The organism is Shewanella baltica, assembly GCF_900456975.1.
Lineage (GTDB): Bacteria > Pseudomonadota > Gammaproteobacteria > Enterobacterales > Shewanellaceae > Shewanella > Shewanella baltica.
This window is the reverse complement of sequence record NZ_UGYM01000002.1, coordinates 236852-258525: the sequence shown is the minus strand read 5'-3', so window position 1 is coordinate 258525 and position 21674 is coordinate 236852. Positions and strand designations below refer to the sequence as shown.

The 21674-nt window shown below is 48.4% G+C and carries 16 protein-coding genes; 5 read left to right on the top strand and 11 right to left on the bottom strand.

Annotated features, from left to right (window positions below):
• Positions 1–3 precede the first annotated feature (3 nt).
• The 3 genes from DYH48_RS01160 to DYH48_RS01150 form a co-directional block, all read right to left on the bottom strand.
• Positions 4–2412, bottom strand: a complete 2409-nt coding sequence (locus DYH48_RS01160; protein ID WP_115333830.1) for a zinc-dependent metalloprotease — start codon at positions 2410–2412, stop codon at positions 4–6.
• Between the two features lie 129 nt (positions 2413–2541).
• Positions 2542–6258: a response regulator gene (locus tag DYH48_RS01155; RefSeq protein ID WP_012090267.1), complete on the bottom strand. Its 3717-nt coding sequence runs from the start codon at positions 6256–6258 to the stop codon at positions 2542–2544.
• A 215-nt stretch (positions 6259–6473) separates the two neighbouring features.
• Positions 6474–7868 carry a PhoH family protein gene (locus tag DYH48_RS01150; protein WP_006080025.1) on the bottom strand — a complete coding sequence of 465 codons (1395 nt, stop codon included), beginning with the start codon at positions 7866–7868 and terminating at the stop codon, positions 6474–6476.
• A 406-nt stretch (positions 7869–8274) separates the two neighbouring features.
• Here DYH48_RS01150 and rapA point away from each other — a divergent pair, with 406 nt between their 5' ends.
• Together rapA and DYH48_RS01140 are read left to right on the top strand one after the other, a co-directional pair.
• The gene (rapA, locus tag DYH48_RS01145; protein WP_115333829.1) at positions 8275–11181 is read left to right on the top strand and encodes an RNA polymerase-associated protein RapA; all 2907 of its coding nucleotides are present in this window, start codon (positions 8275–8277) and stop codon (positions 11179–11181) included.
• A gap of 257 nt (positions 11182–11438) precedes the next feature.
• The gene (locus tag DYH48_RS01140) at positions 11439–12335 is read left to right on the top strand and encodes a DUF3530 family protein (RefSeq protein ID WP_115333828.1); all 897 of its coding nucleotides are present in this window, start codon (positions 11439–11441) and stop codon (positions 12333–12335) included.
• 35 nt (positions 12336–12370) lie between these two features.
• On the opposite strand, the gene DYH48_RS01135 is transcribed toward DYH48_RS01140, so the two are convergent.
• Positions 12371–13177, bottom strand: a complete 807-nt coding sequence (locus tag DYH48_RS01135; RefSeq protein ID WP_115333827.1) for a crotonase/enoyl-CoA hydratase family protein — start codon at positions 13175–13177, stop codon at positions 12371–12373.
• 542 nt (positions 13178–13719) lie between these two features.
• Here DYH48_RS01135 and DYH48_RS01130 point away from each other — a divergent pair.
• On the top strand, positions 13720–14715 hold the full coding sequence (locus DYH48_RS01130) for a response regulator (RefSeq protein ID WP_006080020.1): 996 nt from the start codon (positions 13720–13722) through the stop codon (positions 14713–14715).
• Positions 14716–14733: 18 nt separating this feature from the next.
• The gene (locus DYH48_RS01125; protein WP_006080017.1) at positions 14734–15720 is read left to right on the top strand and encodes a sensor domain-containing diguanylate cyclase; all 987 of its coding nucleotides are present in this window, start codon (positions 14734–14736) and stop codon (positions 15718–15720) included.
• Positions 15721–15799: 79 nt separating this feature from the next.
• Here the strand turns inward: DYH48_RS01125 and rraB are convergent, their stop codons facing one another.
• From rraB to DYH48_RS01090, 6 genes are all read right to left on the bottom strand, one after another.
• A complete protein-coding gene (gene rraB / locus DYH48_RS01120) occupies positions 15800–16210 on the bottom strand; it encodes a ribonuclease E inhibitor RraB (protein ID WP_107403569.1) in 411 nt (136 codons plus the stop codon).
• A 306-nt stretch (positions 16211–16516) separates the two neighbouring features.
• Positions 16517–17260, bottom strand: a complete 744-nt coding sequence (locus tag DYH48_RS01110) for a 1-acylglycerol-3-phosphate O-acyltransferase (protein ID WP_012090274.1) — start codon at positions 17258–17260, stop codon at positions 16517–16519.
• Between the two features lie 161 nt (positions 17261–17421).
• Positions 17422–18222, bottom strand: coding sequence for a metal ABC transporter permease (locus DYH48_RS01105; protein WP_115333826.1), 801 nt, complete (start codon positions 18220–18222; stop codon positions 17422–17424).
• A 4-nt stretch (positions 18223–18226) separates the two neighbouring features.
• Positions 18227–19135, bottom strand: coding sequence for a metal ABC transporter solute-binding protein, Zn/Mn family (locus tag DYH48_RS01100; protein WP_172481130.1), 909 nt, complete (start codon positions 19133–19135; stop codon positions 18227–18229).
• Complete coding sequence (locus DYH48_RS01095; RefSeq protein ID WP_107403566.1) at positions 19119–20303, bottom strand: hypothetical protein; 1185 nt, start codon at positions 20301–20303, stop codon at positions 19119–19121. The genes DYH48_RS01100 and DYH48_RS01095 overlap by 17 nt, the downstream gene beginning before the upstream one ends.
• Before the next feature lie 82 nt (positions 20304–20385).
• Positions 20386–20676 (bottom strand): hypothetical protein, encoded by a 291-nt coding sequence (locus DYH48_RS01090; protein ID WP_006080010.1) that lies wholly within the window; start codon positions 20674–20676, stop codon positions 20386–20388.
• 290 nt (positions 20677–20966) lie between these two features.
• Here DYH48_RS01090 and DYH48_RS23885 point away from each other — a divergent pair, with 290 nt between their 5' ends.
• Positions 20967–21092: a hypothetical protein gene (locus DYH48_RS23885; RefSeq protein ID WP_086010635.1), complete on the top strand. Its 126-nt coding sequence runs from the start codon at positions 20967–20969 to the stop codon at positions 21090–21092.
• A 120-nt stretch (positions 21093–21212) separates the two neighbouring features.
• Here the strand turns inward: DYH48_RS23885 and DYH48_RS01080 are convergent, their stop codons facing one another.
• Positions 21213–21542: a hypothetical protein gene (locus DYH48_RS01080; protein WP_006084232.1), complete on the bottom strand. Its 330-nt coding sequence runs from the start codon at positions 21540–21542 to the stop codon at positions 21213–21215.
• Positions 21543–21674 lie beyond the last annotated feature (132 nt).

Here is a 21674-nt window from a genome sequence, read left to right as displayed (position 1 = left end):
AGATTAAATCGGCGATCCCGGCGGTAAGGTCAATGGCTTAGAAATCAGCTTAACCTTAGCATCGGTTAAGCCCGCAGCCAGACCCTGTTGCAACCAAGTATAATGGGCCGCAAGACTTGCATTCGCTCGATTCGACTTCGCTTTCAATTGCTTAATCACAAACTGAGCGCGATCGTTGATCGCAGCCCTCACCTCTGGTGAGGTTTGAGGATCGTGCAACGTTGCCAGCACTTCATCAATCACCACAGCGTTCACTCGCATCCACACGCCTTCGACCAGCCCAAGCTTGTCCTCTTGATACAAGGTCGCCGCGAATAACTTATCCAGTAATGTCGTCACCGATAACTGCTCGCTATCCGCCATGGATGCTTGGCTGACACGATTCAAACGTTTAGGCATCAATAGCAAGCTCACGGTATGACGGCTAAATACTTCAGCCATACCGAGAGGATCGTTAATTGCGCCTAAACCTGAGTCGAAGGATTCCCGCGTAGCATGATAATTCCCCGCCTTTGGCACTAAACTGTCGAGCAAGATTTGCGGCACAGTTAAACTCGCCGCATCTAAGGTTTTAAGCAGTGCGTCTAAACCTGTTAACTGCAACTGCGGCGCAATATAGCTCCAGCGGCTGCCTTCACCTATGGATTGATAGTTATAGTCAGTGCCGCCAATAAACTTAGCAACCGCATCGATTTGATAACGCGTCAGCAAATAAATTGGCGCAAAGGCATCCGCTAGCTCGCCCAGTGGCTCATTGGGTAACAAAGCCGCACTAGAGAAACCCGCAATCGCCTTAGTGCGAATGTTGTCGAGCTTACCTAGTTGCTCGATCGGATCGTCACCACTATCCCACAAACTGGCATAGGCCTGACTCGCATCCTTTTGGCGAGAATCGGCCTCACCGATATAACGTAAGCCACGTTTCGCCACATCGGCCAGTAAGTCGACTTGCAGTGCTTGTTGGGTACGGGCATCACCTTGTTCGCTATAACCATAGGCGATAGCAAAATCATCCCAAGGGCCAACACCTGTAGTGTAAGGTGCTGAAATATCAATATCATTGCCCTTTAGCAGGATTTTCGGATGGGGATAATCCATCACAGAGGCATCCTGATTTGTCGAAGCGGCAAAGTTATGATCTAGCCCTAAGGTATGGCCGACTTCATGGGCGGCCAGTTGGCGAATACGCGCCAGCGATAAGGCTGTCGCCGCTTTCTCGGCCGCCAGTCTATCCTGCCAGCCTGCGGTTAAGCCTTTAGCAATCAAGTAATCCTGACGCACACGCAAGCTGCCGAGCGTGACTTGACCCTTAATGATTTCACCAGTGCGTGGATCGGTCAGTGCGGCGCCATAGGACCAACCCCGCGTCGCCCTGTGCACCCATTGGATCATGTTGTAGCGAATATCCTGCGGATCGGCATCTACCGGCAATAACTCAACTTTAAAGCCGTTAATAAATCCGGCGCGAGTAAAAGCCGTCTCCCACCAGCGCGCGCCATCGAGCAAGGCCGAACGCATCGGCTCTGGCACACCGGGATCGAGATAATAAGTAATAGGTTTAACGACTTCACTTGGCGCTGGGCCTGGATGCACTTTCTGTAAACGGTGGCGCAGGATAAAACGCTGCACTAAAGGTTGGTCAAAGGGCGTCGCATAGTCTTGATATTCATCTGACAAATAGCCGCTCATAGGATGATAAGCCCGCGGCTGGTAATCAGTATCGGGAAGCTCAACAAAGGAATAACGCATCCGCACCGACATTAAGGTGCCGTCGGGGGTTACCTGTGCGACCTGTGCGCCTGCGACATCGCCTTTAAAGGTGAGTTGCACATCCACATCGGCATTTTTCTCAAAGGATTTTATCCCTTTGGGTAGGATGACAGAACGGCTCAGATCCAGCCGATAATTGCCCTGCTCTGTTTGTTGCAATACGGAAGATACGCCGTGTAAATCATTGAGCACCAGATCGTTGATCGCCACCAGATCGGGCTTGCCTTCTATCACTTTGCCCTGCCATAACACAGAATCGGCAAAGGCTTCTGCAACCGCTCTTTGCTCGGCAGCGTCAGTCGTATTAGCACGATATTGGGTATTGAGTTGCTTGAGTAAAATATAGGGGCCTTGGCGTTCAAACTGCACCATGCGGGTCTGACCCAGTTGGCCGCGATCGAGACCAATGTCGTTCGAACCTACGCCCTGCGGCAAACTAGTGACCAAGAGAAAAGGCTGATTTAAGCGATTGACCTCAAGGTATAACTCTCCCTGAGACTCCTCGTAATAGAGATTAAGAAACCCTTTCGCCTCTTGGCTTTGCTTAATGATCTTGGCGCTAGGCGCGGCTGCTGCGACGGTAACGGTGGGAAATCCTAATAGCGCTATGGATAGGGCTAAGGCTAAACTTTGGGGTTTCATCTTTCCTCCTGATACGGCTGGCTGCGTTATTTACCTTAATAAGTCATTGGCATCTTTGATGACTGCTTATCTCAAGCGATTGCTTAAAAGTAAATAATGCGAGGCCATCACTGGCCCCGAGCAAATAAATTAACGATTCTGATGCTGATTCTTATGTTTGATCCAGTGATTTAATGTTTCAAATAATTCGTTGAGCACTATGGGTTTAGTAATGTGGGCATTCATCCCCGCCGCTAAACTCTTCTCCCTGTCGCCCGACATGGCATGGGCTGTCATGGCAATAATGGGCAGTTCATCGGCACTAAAACGCTCACGCAATGCCCTTGCAGCCGTTAACCCGTCCATCACTGGCATTTGAATATCCATTAACACAGCATCAAACGGCCGCGAGTCGATGGTATCCAGCGCCACTTGGCCATTGCCGGCCAGCACCACTTCATAGCCTGCACTTTTAAGGAGTTCAGTCGCCACTTGCTGATTGATAAAATTATCTTCCACCAGCAGCACTAAACCTGTGTGTTCGCCGTCTTCAACTTGGACTTCAACCATAGGCTGAACCACATTCAATCTCGGCTCATCGGCAAAGGCGGCAATGATCTCATCGAACAGACTCGATGCCTTGAAGGGTTTTTGCAGTACGGCGAACACATTGGCACTATCAACTTCATGCTGCAAAGGCTCTGCTGCATAGGCCGTCATCATAATAATCACCGGCCGTTTCGCTAAGCGGCCTTCTGCGACCATAGTATCTATGGCGCTGACCACATCACTGCCGTCCATTTCTGGCATCATCCAGTCGAGCAATAACAGATCGATTGGCGCCCGCGACAGTTTATACAGCGCTTCGGCCCCGCTAGCGGCAGTATCGACTTCGAAGTGGAAATCTCGCATCAAGGTCGAATAAATTTGCAGTGCAGTCGGGTTATCGTCAACGACTAAGGTGCGTAAACTATTGAGTTTTTCGGGCACGACGAAAGGCTCAATCTTAGCGGCTTCGGCAATCTCAAAGCTGATGGTAAAGCTAAAAGTACTGCCGACCCCAAGCTCACTCTGCACTTGCATCTTACCGCCCATCATAGACACCAGATGCTTGCTGATCGATAAACCTAAGCCAGTGCCACCGTATTTGCGGGTGGTTGAACCGTCGGCTTGGGCAAAGGCATCGAACAACTTATCCTGCTGATCTTTACCTATGCCGATACCGGTATCGCGCACCCAGAATTTCAAGGTAATGCGATGATCGCGCTCGCCGACATCTTCACAACCCAGCTCAATTTCGCCAGATTGGGTAAATTTCACCGCATTAGATAACAAGTTAATCAGCACTTGGCCTAAACGCAGTGGATCGCCCTTAAGAATGAGTCCCGCAGTCACTGGGGCATACAAGAGTAACTCAACGCCCTGTTCCTGTGCCTTGAGCGCATTGAGATCGAGGGCATGATCGAGCACTTTATCCAGCGGGAATGGCACCCGCTCAAGCTCCAACTTACCCGCCTCAATTTTAGAGAAGTCGAGAATATCGTTAATAATCCTCAGCAGCGATTGCGCCGAGAAACCAGCTTTTTCGAGGTAATCTTTCTGCTGCGCCGTTAACGAGGTGCGCTGTGCCAACTGCAACATACCGATAATGGCATTCATCGGCGTGCGGATCTCATGGCTCATGTTGGCCAAGAATTCACTCTTGTAGAGGTTAGCTAATTCGGCGTCTTGCTTGGCTTCCAAAAGCGCCACTTCGTTACTCTTATGGCGGGTAATATCCTTATGGGTACCGAGCATACGCTTAGGCTGACCTTCGGCGGTGAACTCCACCACACGGCCACGGGATAACACCCAGTGATAGCCGCCATTTTTACCTAACATACGGAATTCGATTTCGTAAGCGCCGACAGGGTCCGCTAAATATTGAGCACGGTATTCCTCAACGCGAATCCGATCGTCGGGATGGGATAATTCATCAATCGTCGACACAAGAGCTGGGAATTCATTGGTTTTATAACCCAGCATAGAATAATACGCTGGGTTACAAATGATCTGTTCAGAGTCTAAATACCAATCCCACAGGCCATCCTCCACCGCATCCATAGCTAAGTGATAACGCTCTTCGGACAGGCGCAATTGTTCGGCGGACTCGTATTCGCGCGTCACATCACGCCACACGGCAATCAGACCCTGCAATTCGCCGCGGCGATTATAGAAAGGCAGTTTAAGGGTATCGAGCAACACAGGTTTACCCGCAAGCTCAACCTTTTCTTGGTAGCGCAGCGGCGTGCGATCTTTTAAGACTTGTTCGTCTTCGGCGCGGATACGAATGCCCATTTCTGGCGAGGTCAGATCCTCAGATGATAAACCTATCATCTCGCTCTCTGTGTAACCCAGCATGCGTTCAGCCGCCTTGTTACAACCTAAATAGTTGCCTTCTTTATCTTTAAAGACAATGGCCTCGGGAATCGAATCAAGCAGGGATCGCAGTAACGCATATTCGCGCTCACGCCGCTCTGTGGTGTCTTTTAAGCGTTCAGTACGCCGCGCCACTAGCTTATCGAGCCGCTTATTCTGCTCCGCTAAATGGTGGGTATATTGTTTGTTTTCCTCAAAAATCCGACTCACCAGCAAGAACCAAGGTTCCCAGCCGCGGGTGATTTTCTCCGGTGGCTTACGCGGCTCTTGCGAGCAACCCTCAAGGTGCGACAGTAGTCGCGAGGCAGGGCTCACAAAAGATCGACGCGTCTGCCAATGCACTATCGTCACCAACACAGACAGGGCGATAACCACTAAAATAAAGGTCAGCTGCAGTTTTTCCCACGAGTCTTGGAATAGGTCGTCTTCATCCTGCAAATACAGTAAACGCCAAGGCGCGTTATGCAGGGCAACCGAATGGATGTAATAGCCGTTGCGGATGATGCCATCGTGGGCATCGAACAATTCCGACTCAGGCAAAGAATGCAGCTCAGAGGGAATACGTTGGCTGATGTGATAAACCCGATTGATGTCTGAGCTATCAAAATCGCTGTGGGATAAAATATTGTTCTGTTGGTCGAGCAAAATCACTGTGCCCGGCATCTTAAAGTAGACCCGAATTTGCCGTGCTAACGAGGCAAGCGTCATGTCTAAGTTAATTGAGCCAATGAACTCATCGTCCAAATAAACGGGCACACCTAAAGTGGTCAATAAGCCTTTGCCCGTGGAGTCGACATAGGCTTCGCTCCAAAACACACTGCGCTGCGGGTTCATTGCCGGGGTGGCGTATTGGAACTGTTTCTTGTTGAGTAATTCGTCCCTAAAACGTTGATCGTCATTAGACCAAGGGAAATAGGACATGATCCTACGTTTTGACAGGTAATAAATTGCCGAGGCTTTCGGCGCGGCTTCTTTGGCGACGGGGAATGACAGCGACAGCTCAAACAACATCTCAAGCTCTTGATAGAACTTGTCGCTGCGGCCATCGAGGGAACCTGCGCCAGTGATCCTACCCATGTTAGTAAAAGGCTCACCGCTCTGGGCGTAGCTAGGTTCTAAGGTAAAATACTGGCCGCTTTCGTTGAATTTACCGTATTGGGGTAAACGTTCTTTACGGACGAGTTCGCCTAAGCGCAAATGATCCACGGCGACGTTACGTAAGCTTTTTACCGCTCTAATGCTCGACTCGAGTAGCAAATCGATTTGCAGAACATGGCGCTGAACCTGTTCTTCACGCTGTTCCATCTGCTGCGCTTTTTGGCGGTCGAAAAACATCCATGCGGTCAACAAAGACATGACGATAACGCCAATGTACGTATAAAAAACGGCACGGTTGTAGTTCTTCTGGATCGGCGATTTTAGTTGCAGATCCGGCTCACTCGATTTCATCCACTACCCTTGATTGCAGCGCTTGATTTCAGCCAACGGCGGCAAAAGCTATGAGCTCCATATAGTAGCAGGAAGAAACTACCAATCACATAAAATAATTGCTGGATAAAGGCTACTCATACCACTGATAAGTCGATTAAAAATCTACTACTCCCTAAAACTAAGGCCTCAATATCTGAGGCCTTGGTCATTACTCTAAATTAAACCGACACTCTTTAGAGATGCTCTTCGGCGTATTCCGCTAAGCGTGAACGCACCACGCCATTGAGATACACGTTGGCGCTGCCTTCAAAGTCTTTAAAACGTTCAACAATGTAGGTTAAACCTGAGGTTACTGCGGTTAAGTAGTTAGAGTCGATTTGCGCTAAGTTACCGCAACAAATCAGCTTTGTGCCCTCGCCCATACGGGTGATCATGGTTTTGATCTGCGATGCGGTGAGGTTTTGACATTCATCCAGTAGCACGATGGAGTTTTGGATCGAACGCCCACGCATAAAGTTGATCGACTTAAACTGAATGTTAGCCTTCTCCATGATGTAGTTCATGCTGCCCGTGGGATTAACATCATTCTTGTGCAGCACTTCGAGCGTGTCAGTAATGGCGGCCAGCCACGGCATCATCTTCTCCTCTTCGGTGCCGGGCAAGAAGCCGATAGATTCGGCGATTTCTGGGGTGTTACGGGTAACGATCACTTTGTCGTAGCGATTACGCTCGACCACAAGTTCCAACGCCGCCGCCATGGCGAGCAAGGTTTTACCGCAACCGGCGGGGCCGGTTAAGATCACCAGATCGATATCGGGATCGAGCAATGCTTGCAGCGCCATACCTTGATAGACGTTTTTAGGTTTAACGCCCCACGCTTCGAGGTTTTTCACTCGCTCACGACCAAGATCTAAAATGTGCAGATGGGTGTCAGTGCGCTCGGTAACGCGACCGCAAAAATCAGACTCAGTGTCGATAAGGTATTGGTTGATGTAAAACTTATCATTTTCGAGATCTTTGAGCGGCACTTCATGCACTGTGTGTCTACCATGGCGCTCGGTGGAGACCTTATTCAAGTGCTCCCAAAAATTACCTTCGAACTGGTAAAAACCTTTGCTGAGGAAGCGAATGTCATCGATCAACTGGTCAGTTCGATAATCTTCAACCAATTGAATGCCCGCGCCCTTAGCTTTGAGGCGCATATTGATATCTTTGGTGACTAAAACAACGGTACGGGGTTGATGCAGGTTTTGCAGATGTAGGGCGGTGTTAATAATGCGATTGTCGTTTCCATCTCCCGGCAGGGCGCCTAAGGTAAAATCGACAAGGTGGTCAGGGAAGATTGAGAGCGAACCGACCGCATCGGCATGACCCTCTCGGCTGGGCAAAGGGACACCATTGATAATCTGTTCTGGGGTGGTTTCACCGCCTAGGGTATCTTCCAATGCCCTGATGGCAACTCTAGCATCCCGACTCACATCACTCTTTCGATCTTTAATCTGGTCCAACTCTTCTAGCACTGTCATAGGAATGACCACATCGTGCTCTTTAAACGAATAGATCGCCAAAGGTTCATGTAGTAACACATTGGTATCCAGTACAAACAACTTTCTGTCGTCTTGTTCCATGGCGCCTCCAGAGTGCTTCATTAAAGTTTAAACAAACTTTTGAGTCTCAATAAAAGTTACCCAACTCCTATTACTGGCAAAGCATATGGCAAAGAATGATCATAAGGTTCAAGTTGATAGCACTTTACTCGCACTTAAACCTTAAGTTGATATTGGCACCAAACTCACGAGATAACAATACAGCAACCATTGTTTACCATACAGACTCGAGGCAGTGTATAACCGCGGATGTGACATTAGCGTGACAATTTCATGTACTGGCACGACAATTTTGTCGCTTGTACAATTTGTAATCTAGCACTCTGGGAATTAGGCTCTAACGGGTGAGAGGGCGATTTAAATATCACGAGTATTGGTATAACATACGCGCCCTTTGTTAGAGTCCGCCTAGAAATGAGAATTTAAGATGCCGTTCGCCTTAGGTCAACGTTGGATAAGTGATACCGAGTCAGAGCTTGGTTTAGGAACTGTGGTTCAAGTAGAAGGCCGTATGGTCACTGTTTTATTCCCTGCCACGGGTGAGAATCGCATGTTCTCCCGAGCAGAAGCCCCTCTGACACGCGTTATATACAATCCCGGCGATTCGGTTGAAAGCCATGAAGGCTGGAGCCTTGCGGTCAGCGAGTTGACCGAGAAAGACGGGATAGTGATCTATCACGGCATTCACAGTGAGACAGGCGAGCAAGTTACCCTGCGTGAAACCCTGCTGAACCACAATATTCGTTTCAATAAACCCCAAGACCGTTTATTCGCCGGCCAAATCGATCGCCTCGACCGTTTTGGTGTGCGTTATCAGTGCCAAATGTTGCGCCACAAACTGGCCTCATCGGATTTGCTTGGTCTGCAAGGTCCACGCGTTGGACTTATTCCGCATCAAATGTGGATTGCCCATGAAGTCGGTCGTCGCTATGCACCGCGTGTACTGCTGGCCGACGAAGTGGGCTTAGGTAAAACCATTGAAGCGGGTCTGATTATTCACCAACAACTGCTGACCGGCCGCGCCGAACGTATCCTGATTATCGTGCCCGATACTCTGCGCCATCAGTGGTTAGTGGAAATGCTGCGCCGCTTTAACCTGCGTTTTTCAGTATTTGATGAAGATCGTTGCGTGGAAGCCTATGCCGATCACGACAATCCTTTCTACACAGAACAATTAGTGATTTGTTCACTCGAATTACTGCGTAAGAAAAAACGTCTCGATCAAGCCCTAGATGCCGATTGGGATCTGTTAGTGGTTGACGAAGCTCACCACTTAGAATGGACCGAAGAAGCGCCAAGCCGCGCCTATCAAGTGGTTGAGGCATTAAGCGAAGTGATCCCAGGCGTTTTACTGTTAACCGCAACGCCGGATCAACTTGGCCATGAAAGTCACTTCGCCCGTTTGCGTCTGCTCGATCCGGATCGTTTCTACGATTACGATGCCTTCCTAGCCGAAGAAGACAGCTATAAAGACGTCGCCATTGCCGCTGAAGCGCTAGCTGGCAACGCTAAAGTACCCGACGCCGCCATCAACAGCTTGACCGAATTACTGGGCGAGAAAGACATCAGCCCAAGTATTCGTTTAATCCAAGCCGACGGCATTGATGCTGAAGTACAGCAAGCCGCCCGCAGCGAATTACTGCAAGAATTACTCGACCGTCACGGTACTGGCCGCGTCTTGTACCGCAACAGTCGTGCCTCGGTAAAAGGCTTCCCTAAGCGTTTCTTTAACGCTTACCCACACGCCATGCCAGATCAATATCAAACTGCCGCACGCGTCAGCGGCATGATGGGCGGACACAAGTCATTAGAGGCGAAAGCGGCGCAAGCCCTGAGTCCTGAAAAACTGTATCAAGAATTTGAAGATAACAGCGCCAGTTGGTGGAAGTTTGATCCCCGTGTGGATTGGTTAATTGAGTTCTTAAAATCACACCGCAGCAAAAAAGTGCTGATCATCGCCAGCCAAGCGGAAACCGCCCTGAGCTTAGAAGAAGCCCTGCGCACCCGCGAAGGGATTCAAGCGACGGTATTCCACGAAGGCATGTCGATTATCGAGCGCGATAAAGCCGGCGCTTACTTTGCTCAAGAGGAAGGCGGCGCACAGGCACTGATCTGTTCTGAAATTGGTTCTGAAGGCCGTAACTTCCAGTTTGCCAGTCACTTAGTCCTGTTCGATCTGCCGCTAAACCCAGATCTATTGGAACAGCGCATCGGTCGTTTAGATCGTATCGGCCAGAAAAATGATATCCAAATTCACTTGCCGTACCTTGAAGACACCGCCCAAGAACGTTTGATGCAGTGGTATCACCAAGGGCTAAATGCCTTCGAACTGACTTGTCCGAGTGGCCACGTGCTTTACAGTGAATTTGCCGAAGATCTGTTAAACGTGCTTGTGGTTGATGACAGCGACGAGCTGACAAACCTGCTCAATCACACCCAGAGCCGTTATAAAGAACTCAAGCACGCCATGGAGCAAGGCCGCGACAAACTGCTGGAAATCAACTCACACGGCGGCGAGAAGGCAATGGCTATCGTCCAACGCCTCGCCCAGAATGATGGTGATACCCATTTGATCGGTTCAGTGATCCGTCTGTGGGATATTATCGGTGTCGATCAAGAAGATAAGGGTGAAAACTCGATCATTCTGCGTCCAAGCGAACACATGATGTTCCCAACCTACCCTGGCTTGCCAGAAGATGGCGTGACTGTGACCTTCGACCGTGACACAGCGTTATCTCGCGATGATATTGCGCTGATCACCCAAGAGCACCCACTGGTACAAACGGGGCTAGATCTGATCACAGGTTCAGAAACCGGCACCACCAGCGTCGCGATTCTGAAGAATAAAGCCCTGCCTGCAGGTACCTTATTCTTAGAACTCATCTACATGGCCGATGCTTCTGCACCTAAGTCGAGCCAGTTGTATCGTTATTTACCACCGACACCCATTCGCGTGTTGCTGGATAAAAATGGTAACGACCTGTCGGCTAAAGTGGATTACGCCAGTTTCGATAAGCAATTGAGCGCGGTGAATCGTCACATTGGCGGCAAGTTAGTCACCGCATCTCAGCCAATTCTGCATCCGTTATTTGCTAAGGGTGAGGAATATGCTCAAGTGGTTGTGGATGAAATGGTCGCCCAAGCCAGAGAGAAAATGACTCAGCAACTGAGCGCAGAGCTAAGTCGTTTAGAGTCACTCAAGGCGGTGAACCCCAATATCCGTGAGGAAGAATTGGAATACCTGCGCAATCAGATGCAAGAGTTAAACACTTATCTGGATGCCAGCCAGTTACAACTCGATGCGATCCGTATGGTGCTCGTTAGCCACGTATAGGCCCGAGCGAAACCACAGGTTTCCATCAATTAGCCCAGCCAAAGCGCTGGGCTTTTTTATGCCCTTTAGCTTTCGATTCAAAGTGGTTTTCTATAATAAGCGGTTTTTGATGCTCAGCGGCGTCACTTCAACTGACTTGGTTATCCGAAATGATGAGGCATGACCCTTTGGCGAGGAAAGTTCACTTTTTGGTAATTGTTCAGGTTATACTCAAGCACTGATGAATTTATGAGACTACACAGGTGGTTATCAATTCTATGGCACGCATTATTTCACTTCTCTTTTGCCTCCTACTTGGTTTCACTACCATCTCTTCCCGCGCGGCAGACCCAGCAACAGCTGCGCCAACGCCAGCCGAAGTCAGTGCTAAAAAATTAAATAACCGCTATTTACCCGAGAATGAAGTCAAACAAATCACCATAGACAATCAGCCCTACGATTTGTTAGTACGGCCATGGGAAGGAAAAAAGAAACTCGGCGCGGCAATCATTCTGCCCGCCACCAACGGCACAGCAGATGCGCCGGGATTGATGGCGTTTGTGCGCCGTAATATCAATCCTGCCGGTTGGGCCAGCTTAAGTTTAACCCCGCCAACTGAACTGCCTGCGGCCAATTTTGCCACCGCCGCCACCGAAGTCACCTCGCCCGGCGCCGCGCAATTAAGCTCACCGTCCAACAAACCTAGCCCTAAAATCAAGCCCGAAGATAACAGCAAACATCTGCAAGAGCAGGAAGACTTTCTCGTCCAAAGCATGTCGCAATTAGATGCGGTCGGCGCAGATTATGCGGGCAAACGCATTTTGATCACCGCCGACCAAAGCGCAGGATTATTGATTAGCCTATTGAGCCAAAAGAAGATTGCCGATCCCGATGTGCTGATCGTCATCAATCCCTATCGTGAGGATGAAAAGCTCAACCAAGCACTCGCGGAACAACTGGCGAAACTCACGCTGCCGATTTTAGATATCCAATCGCCAGACGGTCATCCCGCCTCATTAGAAACGGCCGCTAATCGTAAGATTTTAGCCGTGACCTTAAAAAGCCCTAACTACCGCCAAACCAGCTTAGCGCTCAATTTAGATAACGAGAGCGCATGGCAGAATTGCTTAAATGCGATTAAAGGCTTTTCCGCCCGCATGAGCGGCGCGCAGTAAAAACGGTGATCCAAGCTAATTCAGACAAAATAGCATTACCAACCCGACTGGCGATCTTGGTAAGGTTTCTGCGGATCTTTCAACTGACGCGTCGCCGCTATCTTGCAATTTTTGCCTAACAATAACCGAATCTGACTAATCGACTCACGGCAAAGCAGGCTACGCACCGATGCCGTCCAACTGCGGTTAATGCTGAGTTTGATGGCCGCTGCCGCATCTGGTGAGGTTTGCATCAGTTGCTGCGCCAATTGTTGAGCCGCTTCCATCGGCGTCTCGCTCACTTGGGTCACGAGTCCTAATGCCTGCGCTTCATTGCCCTCAAGCACTTTTGCCGTCAGGCTCAGCAGCATGGCTTGATCCTTAGGCATGATTTGCCTTAACGCGACCAACCCCGCCATATCGGGCACGAGTCCCCATTTCGCTTCCATAATCGATAACTTACAGTCATGGCTGGCAATGCGTACATCTGCGCCCAAGGCGATTTGCATACCGCCGCCATAGCAACAGCCCTCAAGTACGGCAATCACAGGTACGGGCAAGTTTTGCCAACCTAATGACACCCGCTGGGCCAAGTTCGCATTCCCCGGTAAGCCCTTAAACAGTAACTTAACCGCCTGCATGGGTGCCGACATCACGCTTTTGACATCGAGCCCTGAGCTAAAATTGCCCCCCGCACCCGAGACGATCACCGCTCGCACCCCACGATTGGATTTGATCTGTTTAATTGCACGGTCGAGCTCACTAAACATTAAATAATTAATCGCATTCATTTTTTCAGGACGATTAAGCAACACATAGGCGATGCCATCATCGATTTTGACTTGTACACTTTGGCCACTCATGAAATATTCCGTTACTGGTCAGTCCAGAATAAATGTTAACACGTTTGGAATAATTCACTAAAAGATATAACATGAGCCTGTTTTTTGACTTGAGTCAAAATATTGCCAATTCAAACATGGACTGAAGGCAACTTATGTTAGGCTGTCGCCACTACGTGCGGTAATCCTAATGTATCTTTCGATGAGATAGTCTTATCGAACTCGGCAACGAAGTTACCTCGCCGCCAACATCGACACTTATGTAGCACTGTACTTGCCGCTAAGGATAAAGTCGCAAACAAATGGACTCAATCGTCCTTTTTTATGCGCTACATCCTTGTTATTTGCTAAAAATTAGCCAGCTCGATTTAAGATTTTGCATCATATGATTCAATAATGAGTCAAATTTTAATGTCAGCGAAAAAACGAAATTAATCAATAATATCTATAAGTTACATCTAGAAGATATAAATCAGACTTGCCCGAAGAACGCAATTCGTCAGTCGGACCTGAAAAATAAGTGTTATCTTCAATTAATGGGCAAATAAGGATCACTAGTCAGCATGTCAATATCTGTACTCATCTGTGACGATTCCGCCATGGCACGTAAGCAAATGGCCCGCACGCTCCCAAAAGAGTGGGATGTGGAAATTACTTATGCGACCAATGGTGCCGAAGGCCTTGATGCTATCCGAGCCGGAAAAGGCGAAGTGGTGTTTCTCGATCTCAACATGCCAGTGATGGACGGTTATGAAGTACTGCAAACTGTGCAGCAGCAGGATCTCCCTGCGCTGATCATTGTGGTCTCTGGCGACATTCAAATCAAAGCTCACGAGCGAGTCAAAGCCTTAGGCGCATTAGATTTTATTCAAAAACCCGTTAGCGCCGATGCCATCAGCAACATTTTGCAAGATTACGGCATCTTAACCCTGACGCAGAAAGATATCGCCGACGAAGTCCCGATGATCAAAGTCGACATGCGTGACGCTTGCCAAGAAATTGCCAACGTCGCCATGGGCCGCGCCGCCGATCTGTTAGCTAAGTTACTCGATGTATTCGTGTTACTGCCCATCCCCAATGTGAACGTGCTTGAGGTGAGTGAGTTGACCATGGCACTCAAGGCCACGGAAGAAAGCTCGACCGTATCGGCTCTTTGCCAAGGTTTTATTGGGGCGGGGATTGCGGGTGAAGCCCTGCTTTTGTTCCATGATTCCAGCTTTAAAGACATGGCCAAGCTGATGGGATTAGCCAATCCTGAAGATAAAAATACTGAGATAGAAGTGCTGATCGATACCGGAAACGTGCTGATCGGCGCCTTCCTTAACGGCATTTCTGAACAGCTCGACATGAAATTTAGTCAGGCTCACCCTGTCGTGCTAGGACGGCACTGCACGGTTAACGATCTGATCCATGATAATTCAGAAAAATGGCAGCGAACTTTGGCTATGGAGATCAACTATCGGATTGAAGATCATAATATTCAATGCGATTTGTTACTGCTCTTCACCGAGGATTCTATCCCCACGCTTAGCTATAAACTCGGCTATTTACTCGATTAACCAGTTGGATTTTATCCTATGTCAAATGACCAAAGCGCAATGAACGAACTACACTGGCTCATCGATATGGTGCAAACCATAGAGGTGGGGTTAGTGGTATTAGATCGCCATTACAATATCCAGCTGTGGAACGGTTTTATGGAGAATCACAGCGGTGTTTCCCCTAATTCGATCAAAGGTCAAAACCTGTTTACCCGCTTCCCCGATCTGCCCGCCACTTGGTTAAAGCAGAAAATGGAATCGGTTTTTATGCTTAAAAACCGTGCATTTATTAGCTGGGAACAACGGCCGTACGTTTTCCAATTTAAAAACTACCGCCCGATCACGGGCCGTGCTGACTACATGTACCAAAACGTGACCTTGTTGCCACTGGCATCGCTCACGGGACAAGTGACCCATATCAGCGTGATTATTTATGACGTGACTGATATCGCCATCAACAAGTTACAACTTAAAGCAGCCAACGAGCAACTCGAGCGCCTAAGCCAAACCGATGGCCTGACTCAGCTGCATAACCGTCGCCATTGGCAAGAATGTTTAGACCATGAGTACGATATATATGCCCGCTACTCAGGCATGGCAAGTTTAGTGATGATAGATATCGATAACTTTAAACATATCAACGACAGCTATGGTCATGTTGCGGGTGATAAAGTGATCCAGCATATCGCCCACTTACTCAGCCAATCCCTGCGTGAGACCGATTGCGCCGGACGTTATGGCGGCGAAGAATTTGCAGTCGTATTACCCAAAACCAGCGGCGCCGATGCCATGTATTTCACCGAGCGACTCAGGGAAAAAATCGCCGCATCCGTCATTCTGTATGAAAGCCTGAAGATATCAGTGACTGTGAGTTTAGGTGTGTGCGAAATTGGTTCCCACATCACCAGCAGCTCAAGCTGGATTTCTTGCTCCGATAAAGCGCTGTACGAAGCCAAGCAAAAAGGCCGTAATTGCAGCGTTTTGCATACCAGTACCAGTGTGAACAAAACGACCCAAGACTAACATATCAAACCAATAAAAATGCCCATCATAGATGGGCATTTTTATTTAAAACGGTACAGATTAGATATTCACGTACGAATTAATGAGGGAAACCATCATCTTCTTCGTCGTCTTCATCTTCTTCGTCATCCATTTCATCACCGACGAAATAGGTGCCCCAACCGTCATATTCCACTTTCTGTTTTACCGCTAATTGCAGCAGTTGTTCTGCGGCTTTATCCAGTAATTCAACTTCTAGTTTGTGGTGCGCGACAGCATCGAAACAGAAAATAATTGAACCATCTTCCAGTTCCATTTCTTCAGCGTCGTTTACCTCAAAACCTAATTTAAAGGCATCTACTGCGGCTTTTTCGAGACGATCGAAATTGGTCGATGAAAAGTGATGCTCAATAATATATTCCGCATCAGGCTCTGAGCCATCGTCAAGCAGGGCTTGCACTATGTCACGATTCTCTGCAAGTTGGGCTTTTAACTGACTTTCAATAGACATGGATTTGTCTCCGTTAAGGTAAATCTGGCTCAAATTGGCATTATACCCAAACAACCTGAAGATGCAGGATTCAGCGGGAATTTAACGCACTTTAGGCAAGGCGGTTATTTGCAGACCTAGCGGGCTAAGTTAAAAATAACCAACTCAGCATAAAGTGCGTTAAAACCCGCCGGGACGGAGCGCCTAGGGCACTCCATTTCCGTGTTGCATCAATTCAAAAGGTGACCGACATTCTTTCATTGATGCGCCTTGAATTGAAGCACCCTAGGCGCTCTGAAACTCGTATCTTCAGGTAGCTTGGGTATATTATACGTCATCACTCGCGAGAGTTTTACCCATAAGTGCTGCCGCCTCTTGATTTATCTCAGCAAATCTCGCCGACATGCTGGCATGGATTTGCGCAGAAAAGTTTTTCACATCGGCTTTATCTAAACCAGCTGTCGGCACAGGTGCCATCATATCGATAATGACTACACCGTTATTCCAGCGATTGAGCTTAATGTGGCTTTGGCACGAGGCCAATACCGGCACAACAGGCACTCCCGCCGCAATCGCAGTATGGAAAGCGCCCGCTTTAAAAGGTAACAAACCGCGACCACGTGAACGTGTGCCTTCAGGGAAAATCCACACAGACAAATTCTTCTGTTTAATTTTTTCCACGGTTTTCGCCATAGTATCAAAGGCACTATGACGGTTTTTGCGGTCGATCAGAATATTCCCTGACAACCAATAGATTTGACCGAATAATGGCATCCACGCCAAACTCTTCTTGCCCAAACTCACAGTGCCTTTAGGTACCGCTGTCGTGTGAGTGAAAAGATCGAAGTTATTCTGATGATTTGCGAGGAAAATATAGGGGCCATCCTGCACATCTTTATGTCGACGTACAATCACTTTGATCCCAAGGATCGGAGCGACCGATGAGAAGATCTTGGCGAACATATGTACATTGTCGCGGTGCCGAGGTCTTAATAAACACACTAAGCCACCAAAAATAAAGGCAAGCAACAATGACACCGCCAACAGCATTGATCTGACGATTAAAAGCACGATTTACTCCGACTATAAAAGTGGCGACAGTATATCCACCATGGCTTTGGGACTCAATATATTGTTTACATCTGTAAGCTGACTTGCTAACAAGCAAGCAAAAAAGCCCATCGATATACTGAAAATCCAGTGTATCTATGGGCTTTTATATCAATATTTATCTAAGCGTGGTGCTTTGGCAGGATTTCAGATCCCGTTGCCTGAGGCGCAACTTTAGCTAACACAAAACGGATGACTAAGGCGCTCGCGGCCAAAGTCGCGACAATCGCCGCACCGCTGGGCAGATCTAACGTCGCCGACAGGACTAATCCTAGAACATAGCCCAACAAACCGACGAGGTAAGCGTAAAATAACCGACCTTTACCGCGGTACTTGTTCAGTGCTAAAGCGGGCAATATCAAGGTACTGAACACCAGATAAACGCCCACTAATTCAACCGACAAGGTAATGACCAGCGCAAATAGCAGATAGAACCCTGCACCATCCAACATCTGGGGACGCAGGAATATCGCCAATAACACCAGTGAATACACCACTGCCGGCAAAATCAGTTGTGACCAACTCACCCACAGGATCTGACCTGACATCAATTGCTTTAACAGCTCGGCGCCGTGTGGGTCGTTCGCCAGCAGCAACATAGCCGCTACCGCAGACAACACATAAAAGCAGCCGATCATTGCCTCCAACTCACCCGCCATCCGCTTAGATAACCAAGCGATAAACCCTGCGCCCGCGAGGGCAAACAGCGCTGGCATCCACACATTAGCAAACGGCATGTCTTCTAACCTGTGGTCCATGTGAGCGACAATCGCGCCTAAGGCGGCAACTTGCGCTATCGCTAAATCGATAAAGATGATGCCACGCTTAAGTACTTGTCTTCCAAGTACAATATGCGTCGACAACACTAAGATCCCCGCTGCCAATGCAGGCAACAGAATCGACATCAGTTCAAGATCAAACATAGGTTTATTTCACTCCATTTAAGAGGGAAATCACGCTGTCATAAAGGCTAAATAAATCTTGGCTCTTATCGTTGCCACCCACAGACATAGGCAACATCACCACGGGCAAGTTCGCTTTTTCACCCAGCCATTTTGCACCGCGCTCGTCCTGATAAGAGGCCACGACCACCGCCAGAATATCTCCCTGTTCAGCGCGCGTCAGCAGACTCGCTAAGTGGCCGCTCGTTGGAGCTAAACCCGGTTTAGGCTCTAAATCTGCCACTTGCTCGATACCAATCCAGTTGAATAAGTATCTGAAGCTTGAGTGGTAAGCGATCACTTTTTTACCTTGTAATCCCTTAGCTTGCTCTTCCCAACGCGGGACTGCGGCTTGCCAGCGAGTGGTAAAATCTGCCAGTGACTTTTGATAATCGGCTGCGCCAGCAGGATCTAATTGAGTCAGCTTAGCACTCAGTGCTGTGGCAACTTTTAACAGTCGCGTCGGGTCGAAATGGATATGCGGATTACCTTGGGCATGCACATCACCCATGCTGCGATCGACACTGGCCAGCTTATCTAAGGTCTCGATTTGATCGGCCGCGAAAAATAAGCCTTGATCGGTCGAGCGCACATTCGCGTTTGCCGACTTCATTTGCAGCATAGGCAACCAACCCACTTCAAGATCGGCACCAGCGCAGACCACAAGATCCGCCTGACGCATTTTGGCGATCAAACTCGGACGCGCCTGCACTTGATGCGGGTCCTGCAATGCCGTTGTTGCCGAATAGATGCTCGCCGTAGGAGCCAGCTCCTTCGCTAATGCCGCATATTCAGGTTCACAGGCAAACACGTTCAGTTCGGCGTGGGCCAAACCGGTATAAGTGATAGATAAGGCCACTGCGGCCAATTTAGCTAAATTAGAATTGATGCGCACCGTGAGCCCCCAGAGACATAATATATTGAATAGTGAAGATGTTATCGTCTTCAATTCCGTCGAAGTTAGTACCCTTTTGATTGGTATACTGGAAACGAACCGTCGAGAAATGGCTAGAATGCCAAGCCAAACTCACCTCAGATTCTTTCAACTTCTGCCCATGGAAATGATCGCCATGGAGCTCTTGCGTATCCGCTTCACCATAACGCACACCCGCTGACCAGCTCGGCGTGAATTGGTACACACTGCTCAGATACCAACCTTGGTGGTAATCTTGGCTTGGCGCATCCTCAGGATGTAGATCGACAGGGGTAAAATCGCTCACCCGATAATACTCGCCGCTCACAGTAAGATTTTGATATTTGTAGTTACCGTTAGGCGCCCACTTATAAACAAAATCAGCACCATAGGTATTTTTACCTGTGTAAGATGCGGCGTGGCTATGGCCTGCGTGCTCATCACCATGGGCATGCTCATCTTCATGTTCGCCTTCTTCATGGGCGGTCACTTGGCCATTCTCGTTACGCAGGTAACTTAAACCCGCTTGCCATGAACTGTTATCGCCGATGTCGCCACCGATTTTTGAGTACAAGGTATAAACGCCGACCTTCTTAAACTCACGCTCACCATGCTCATCAGCGGCACGTAAACTGTCGCCCTTAAAGGCTTCAACGCCCATAGTCCAATACAAGTCAGTCGGCGCTACGTAGTTGAAACGTATACCATCATCAAAATAATGGCCGCCTAAGAATGCACGGTAAACCACTGGACGGTCGGTGAAAGAATCTGTGTGTAAATGTTGGTTATTGAGGTAACCAATGTCCGATAGGAAACGACCACCGCGGATAGAAAAGCCCGCTGGCATCGCCATGGTTTGAATGAAGGCTTCTTCAAGATTCAGCTCAGTGTCACCGTCATGCATCTCAACCACAGCTGTGACTTTACCGTAAAACATATCATCGATATTGGCGCTCAGGGCCAGCTCAGTCTCACCTAAACCAAAGCCATCCGGGCTCTCGGCTAATGGACGCTCACCCGTTTGATAGTAACCATTTAATACGGCGCTGATCGCTGGGTTAGTGAGGCTCGAATCTTCAGCCAATAGGCTAGGCGAAACAAACGCACACGCCAAAGCCACCAAAGAAATTCGGGTATTTAAAACAGTCATGATATCTCCAAAATACAACTAGCACTCGACGACTAATATAAAGTCATCAAGAAATACAATAAGTTAAAATGTTTGAGTTGATTTAGAGCGTAGCAGGAGGTGCACGACTGCGATAAACACTAACGTGTTCAGAAATGGAGGGGGGTAAAATAAATTCGACCACATCGAAATGCTGCACGCCTAAATTGAACGTCAGCGGTTGGGTCAATAAAATCTTGTTGAGCTGGTGCTGATGGAAGCACAGGGTACAGTGGGTCTTAGCCCCATCGTCAAGATGGGTCACACTATGGGCTGAGGCGGCAAAAGACAGCAATATCAAGATGGCCGAAAGCCATATCGAAATCGTGCGTCTAATGTGACGTTTAAGTCTCACTCAGTCGTCCCCATAGTTAAAAAGTTGCATAAGTCTATGTCAGGGCCATAGCAAGTTGCAATAAGGTAATTACTTTGCAAAAGGTTACAAGATATTTGAGCAGGGTAATCTTAGCAGCAACTTGCCTCGTACATAACGGCGAAACCTTACGGGAGTGCTGGTAAAAGAGTGCATTTAAGATTAGCTTAAGTGAGTGTAACTATAGTGTATTTAGTTTTTATGTCAGCGAGCACAACGGCGAAATTGAGCTCGATATGGCGTCCGTTTTCAACCACCAAAAGGCAACTCTCATGCTAGCATTTTTTCGTGAAAACTTAGGGCTTATCTTAGGGATAGTGATTTTCAGCGTGGTGATATTTGGTGGAATTTATTACGTTGAGCATTCCTTAGCGGCCCAAGAACAAGTCGTTCAGTAAACCTAGAGTCACACTCTGTGGCGGTAATTCGCCTGGGTAAACTCCTTCTTCGCTATACCTTGAGCGCCCGCTAAAGGCGCTCGAATCATTTCTGCCTCAGCAGATTGTCTTATTGCTTTGTTATCGGTACTTCTGTCTTTGGTCACTATCATCGACGGGTTCCGGCGCTTCAATGGTGATCACTTGGTCCATAAAGTGACTCACGAACAACAACATCAGCGAAAAAATCATCACAGGGATCGCAAAGTGCCGCACTGAGGCATCAAAATAACTGTATCCCGCCGTAAACACACTCAAATAAAAGCCTAATAACTTAAGCTTAGCCAATGTTGGGCTACGGCCTAACCAAGCGGTGCAGTGAGGACAACGCACTTGGGCGTCAAAGCCTTTGCCTCTTTGTTGGGTGATGTCACTGACCTTGATGTACTGATTACAATGGGAACACAACATGAAAACACGATTCCTAAATAGCGATGCGCAAGTTTACCAGATCCCTGCCAGAGTACGGCCTGCAAATGCTGATAAAAGGCTAATCTTGTCGAAAATGCGGATAAAACCACGAGCCCTACAGCAAGCCAAATA

What these genes read in the sequence shown, in the direction of transcription:
- DYH48_RS01160 (WP_115333830.1), bottom strand. Translation starts at nt 2,412, where the DNA reads ATGAAACCCCAAAGTTTAGCCTTAGCCCTATCCATAGCGCTATTAGGA.
- DYH48_RS01155 (WP_012090267.1), bottom strand. Translation starts at nt 6,258, where the DNA reads ATGAAATCGAGTGAGCCGGATCTGCAACTAAAATCGCCGATCCAGAAG.
- DYH48_RS01150 (WP_006080025.1), bottom strand. Translation starts at nt 7,868, where the DNA reads ATGGAACAAGACGACAGAAAGTTGTTTGTACTGGATACCAATGTGTTA.
- rapA (WP_115333829.1), top strand. Translation starts at nt 8,275, where the DNA reads ATGCCGTTCGCCTTAGGTCAACGTTGGATAAGTGATACCGAGTCAGAG.
- DYH48_RS01140 (WP_115333828.1), top strand. Translation starts at nt 11,439, where the DNA reads ATGGCACGCATTATTTCACTTCTCTTTTGCCTCCTACTTGGTTTCACT.
- DYH48_RS01135 (WP_115333827.1), bottom strand. Translation starts at nt 13,177, where the DNA reads ATGAGTGGCCAAAGTGTACAAGTCAAAATCGATGATGGCATCGCCTAT.
- DYH48_RS01130 (WP_006080020.1), top strand. Translation starts at nt 13,720, where the DNA reads ATGTCAATATCTGTACTCATCTGTGACGATTCCGCCATGGCACGTAAG.
- DYH48_RS01125 (WP_006080017.1), top strand. Translation starts at nt 14,734, where the DNA reads ATGTCAAATGACCAAAGCGCAATGAACGAACTACACTGGCTCATCGAT.
- rraB (WP_107403569.1), bottom strand. Translation starts at nt 16,210, where the DNA reads ATGTCTATTGAAAGTCAGTTAAAAGCCCAACTTGCAGAGAATCGTGAC.
- DYH48_RS01105 (WP_115333826.1), bottom strand. Translation starts at nt 18,222, where the DNA reads ATGTTTGATCTTGAACTGATGTCGATTCTGTTGCCTGCATTGGCAGCG.
- DYH48_RS01095 (WP_107403566.1), bottom strand. Translation starts at nt 20,303, where the DNA reads ATGACTGTTTTAAATACCCGAATTTCTTTGGTGGCTTTGGCGTGTGCG.
- DYH48_RS23885 (WP_086010635.1), top strand. Translation starts at nt 20,967, where the DNA reads ATGCTAGCATTTTTTCGTGAAAACTTAGGGCTTATCTTAGGGATAGTG.
- DYH48_RS01080 (WP_006084232.1), bottom strand. Translation starts at nt 21,542, where the DNA reads ATGTTGTGTTCCCATTGTAATCAGTACATCAAGGTCAGTGACATCACC.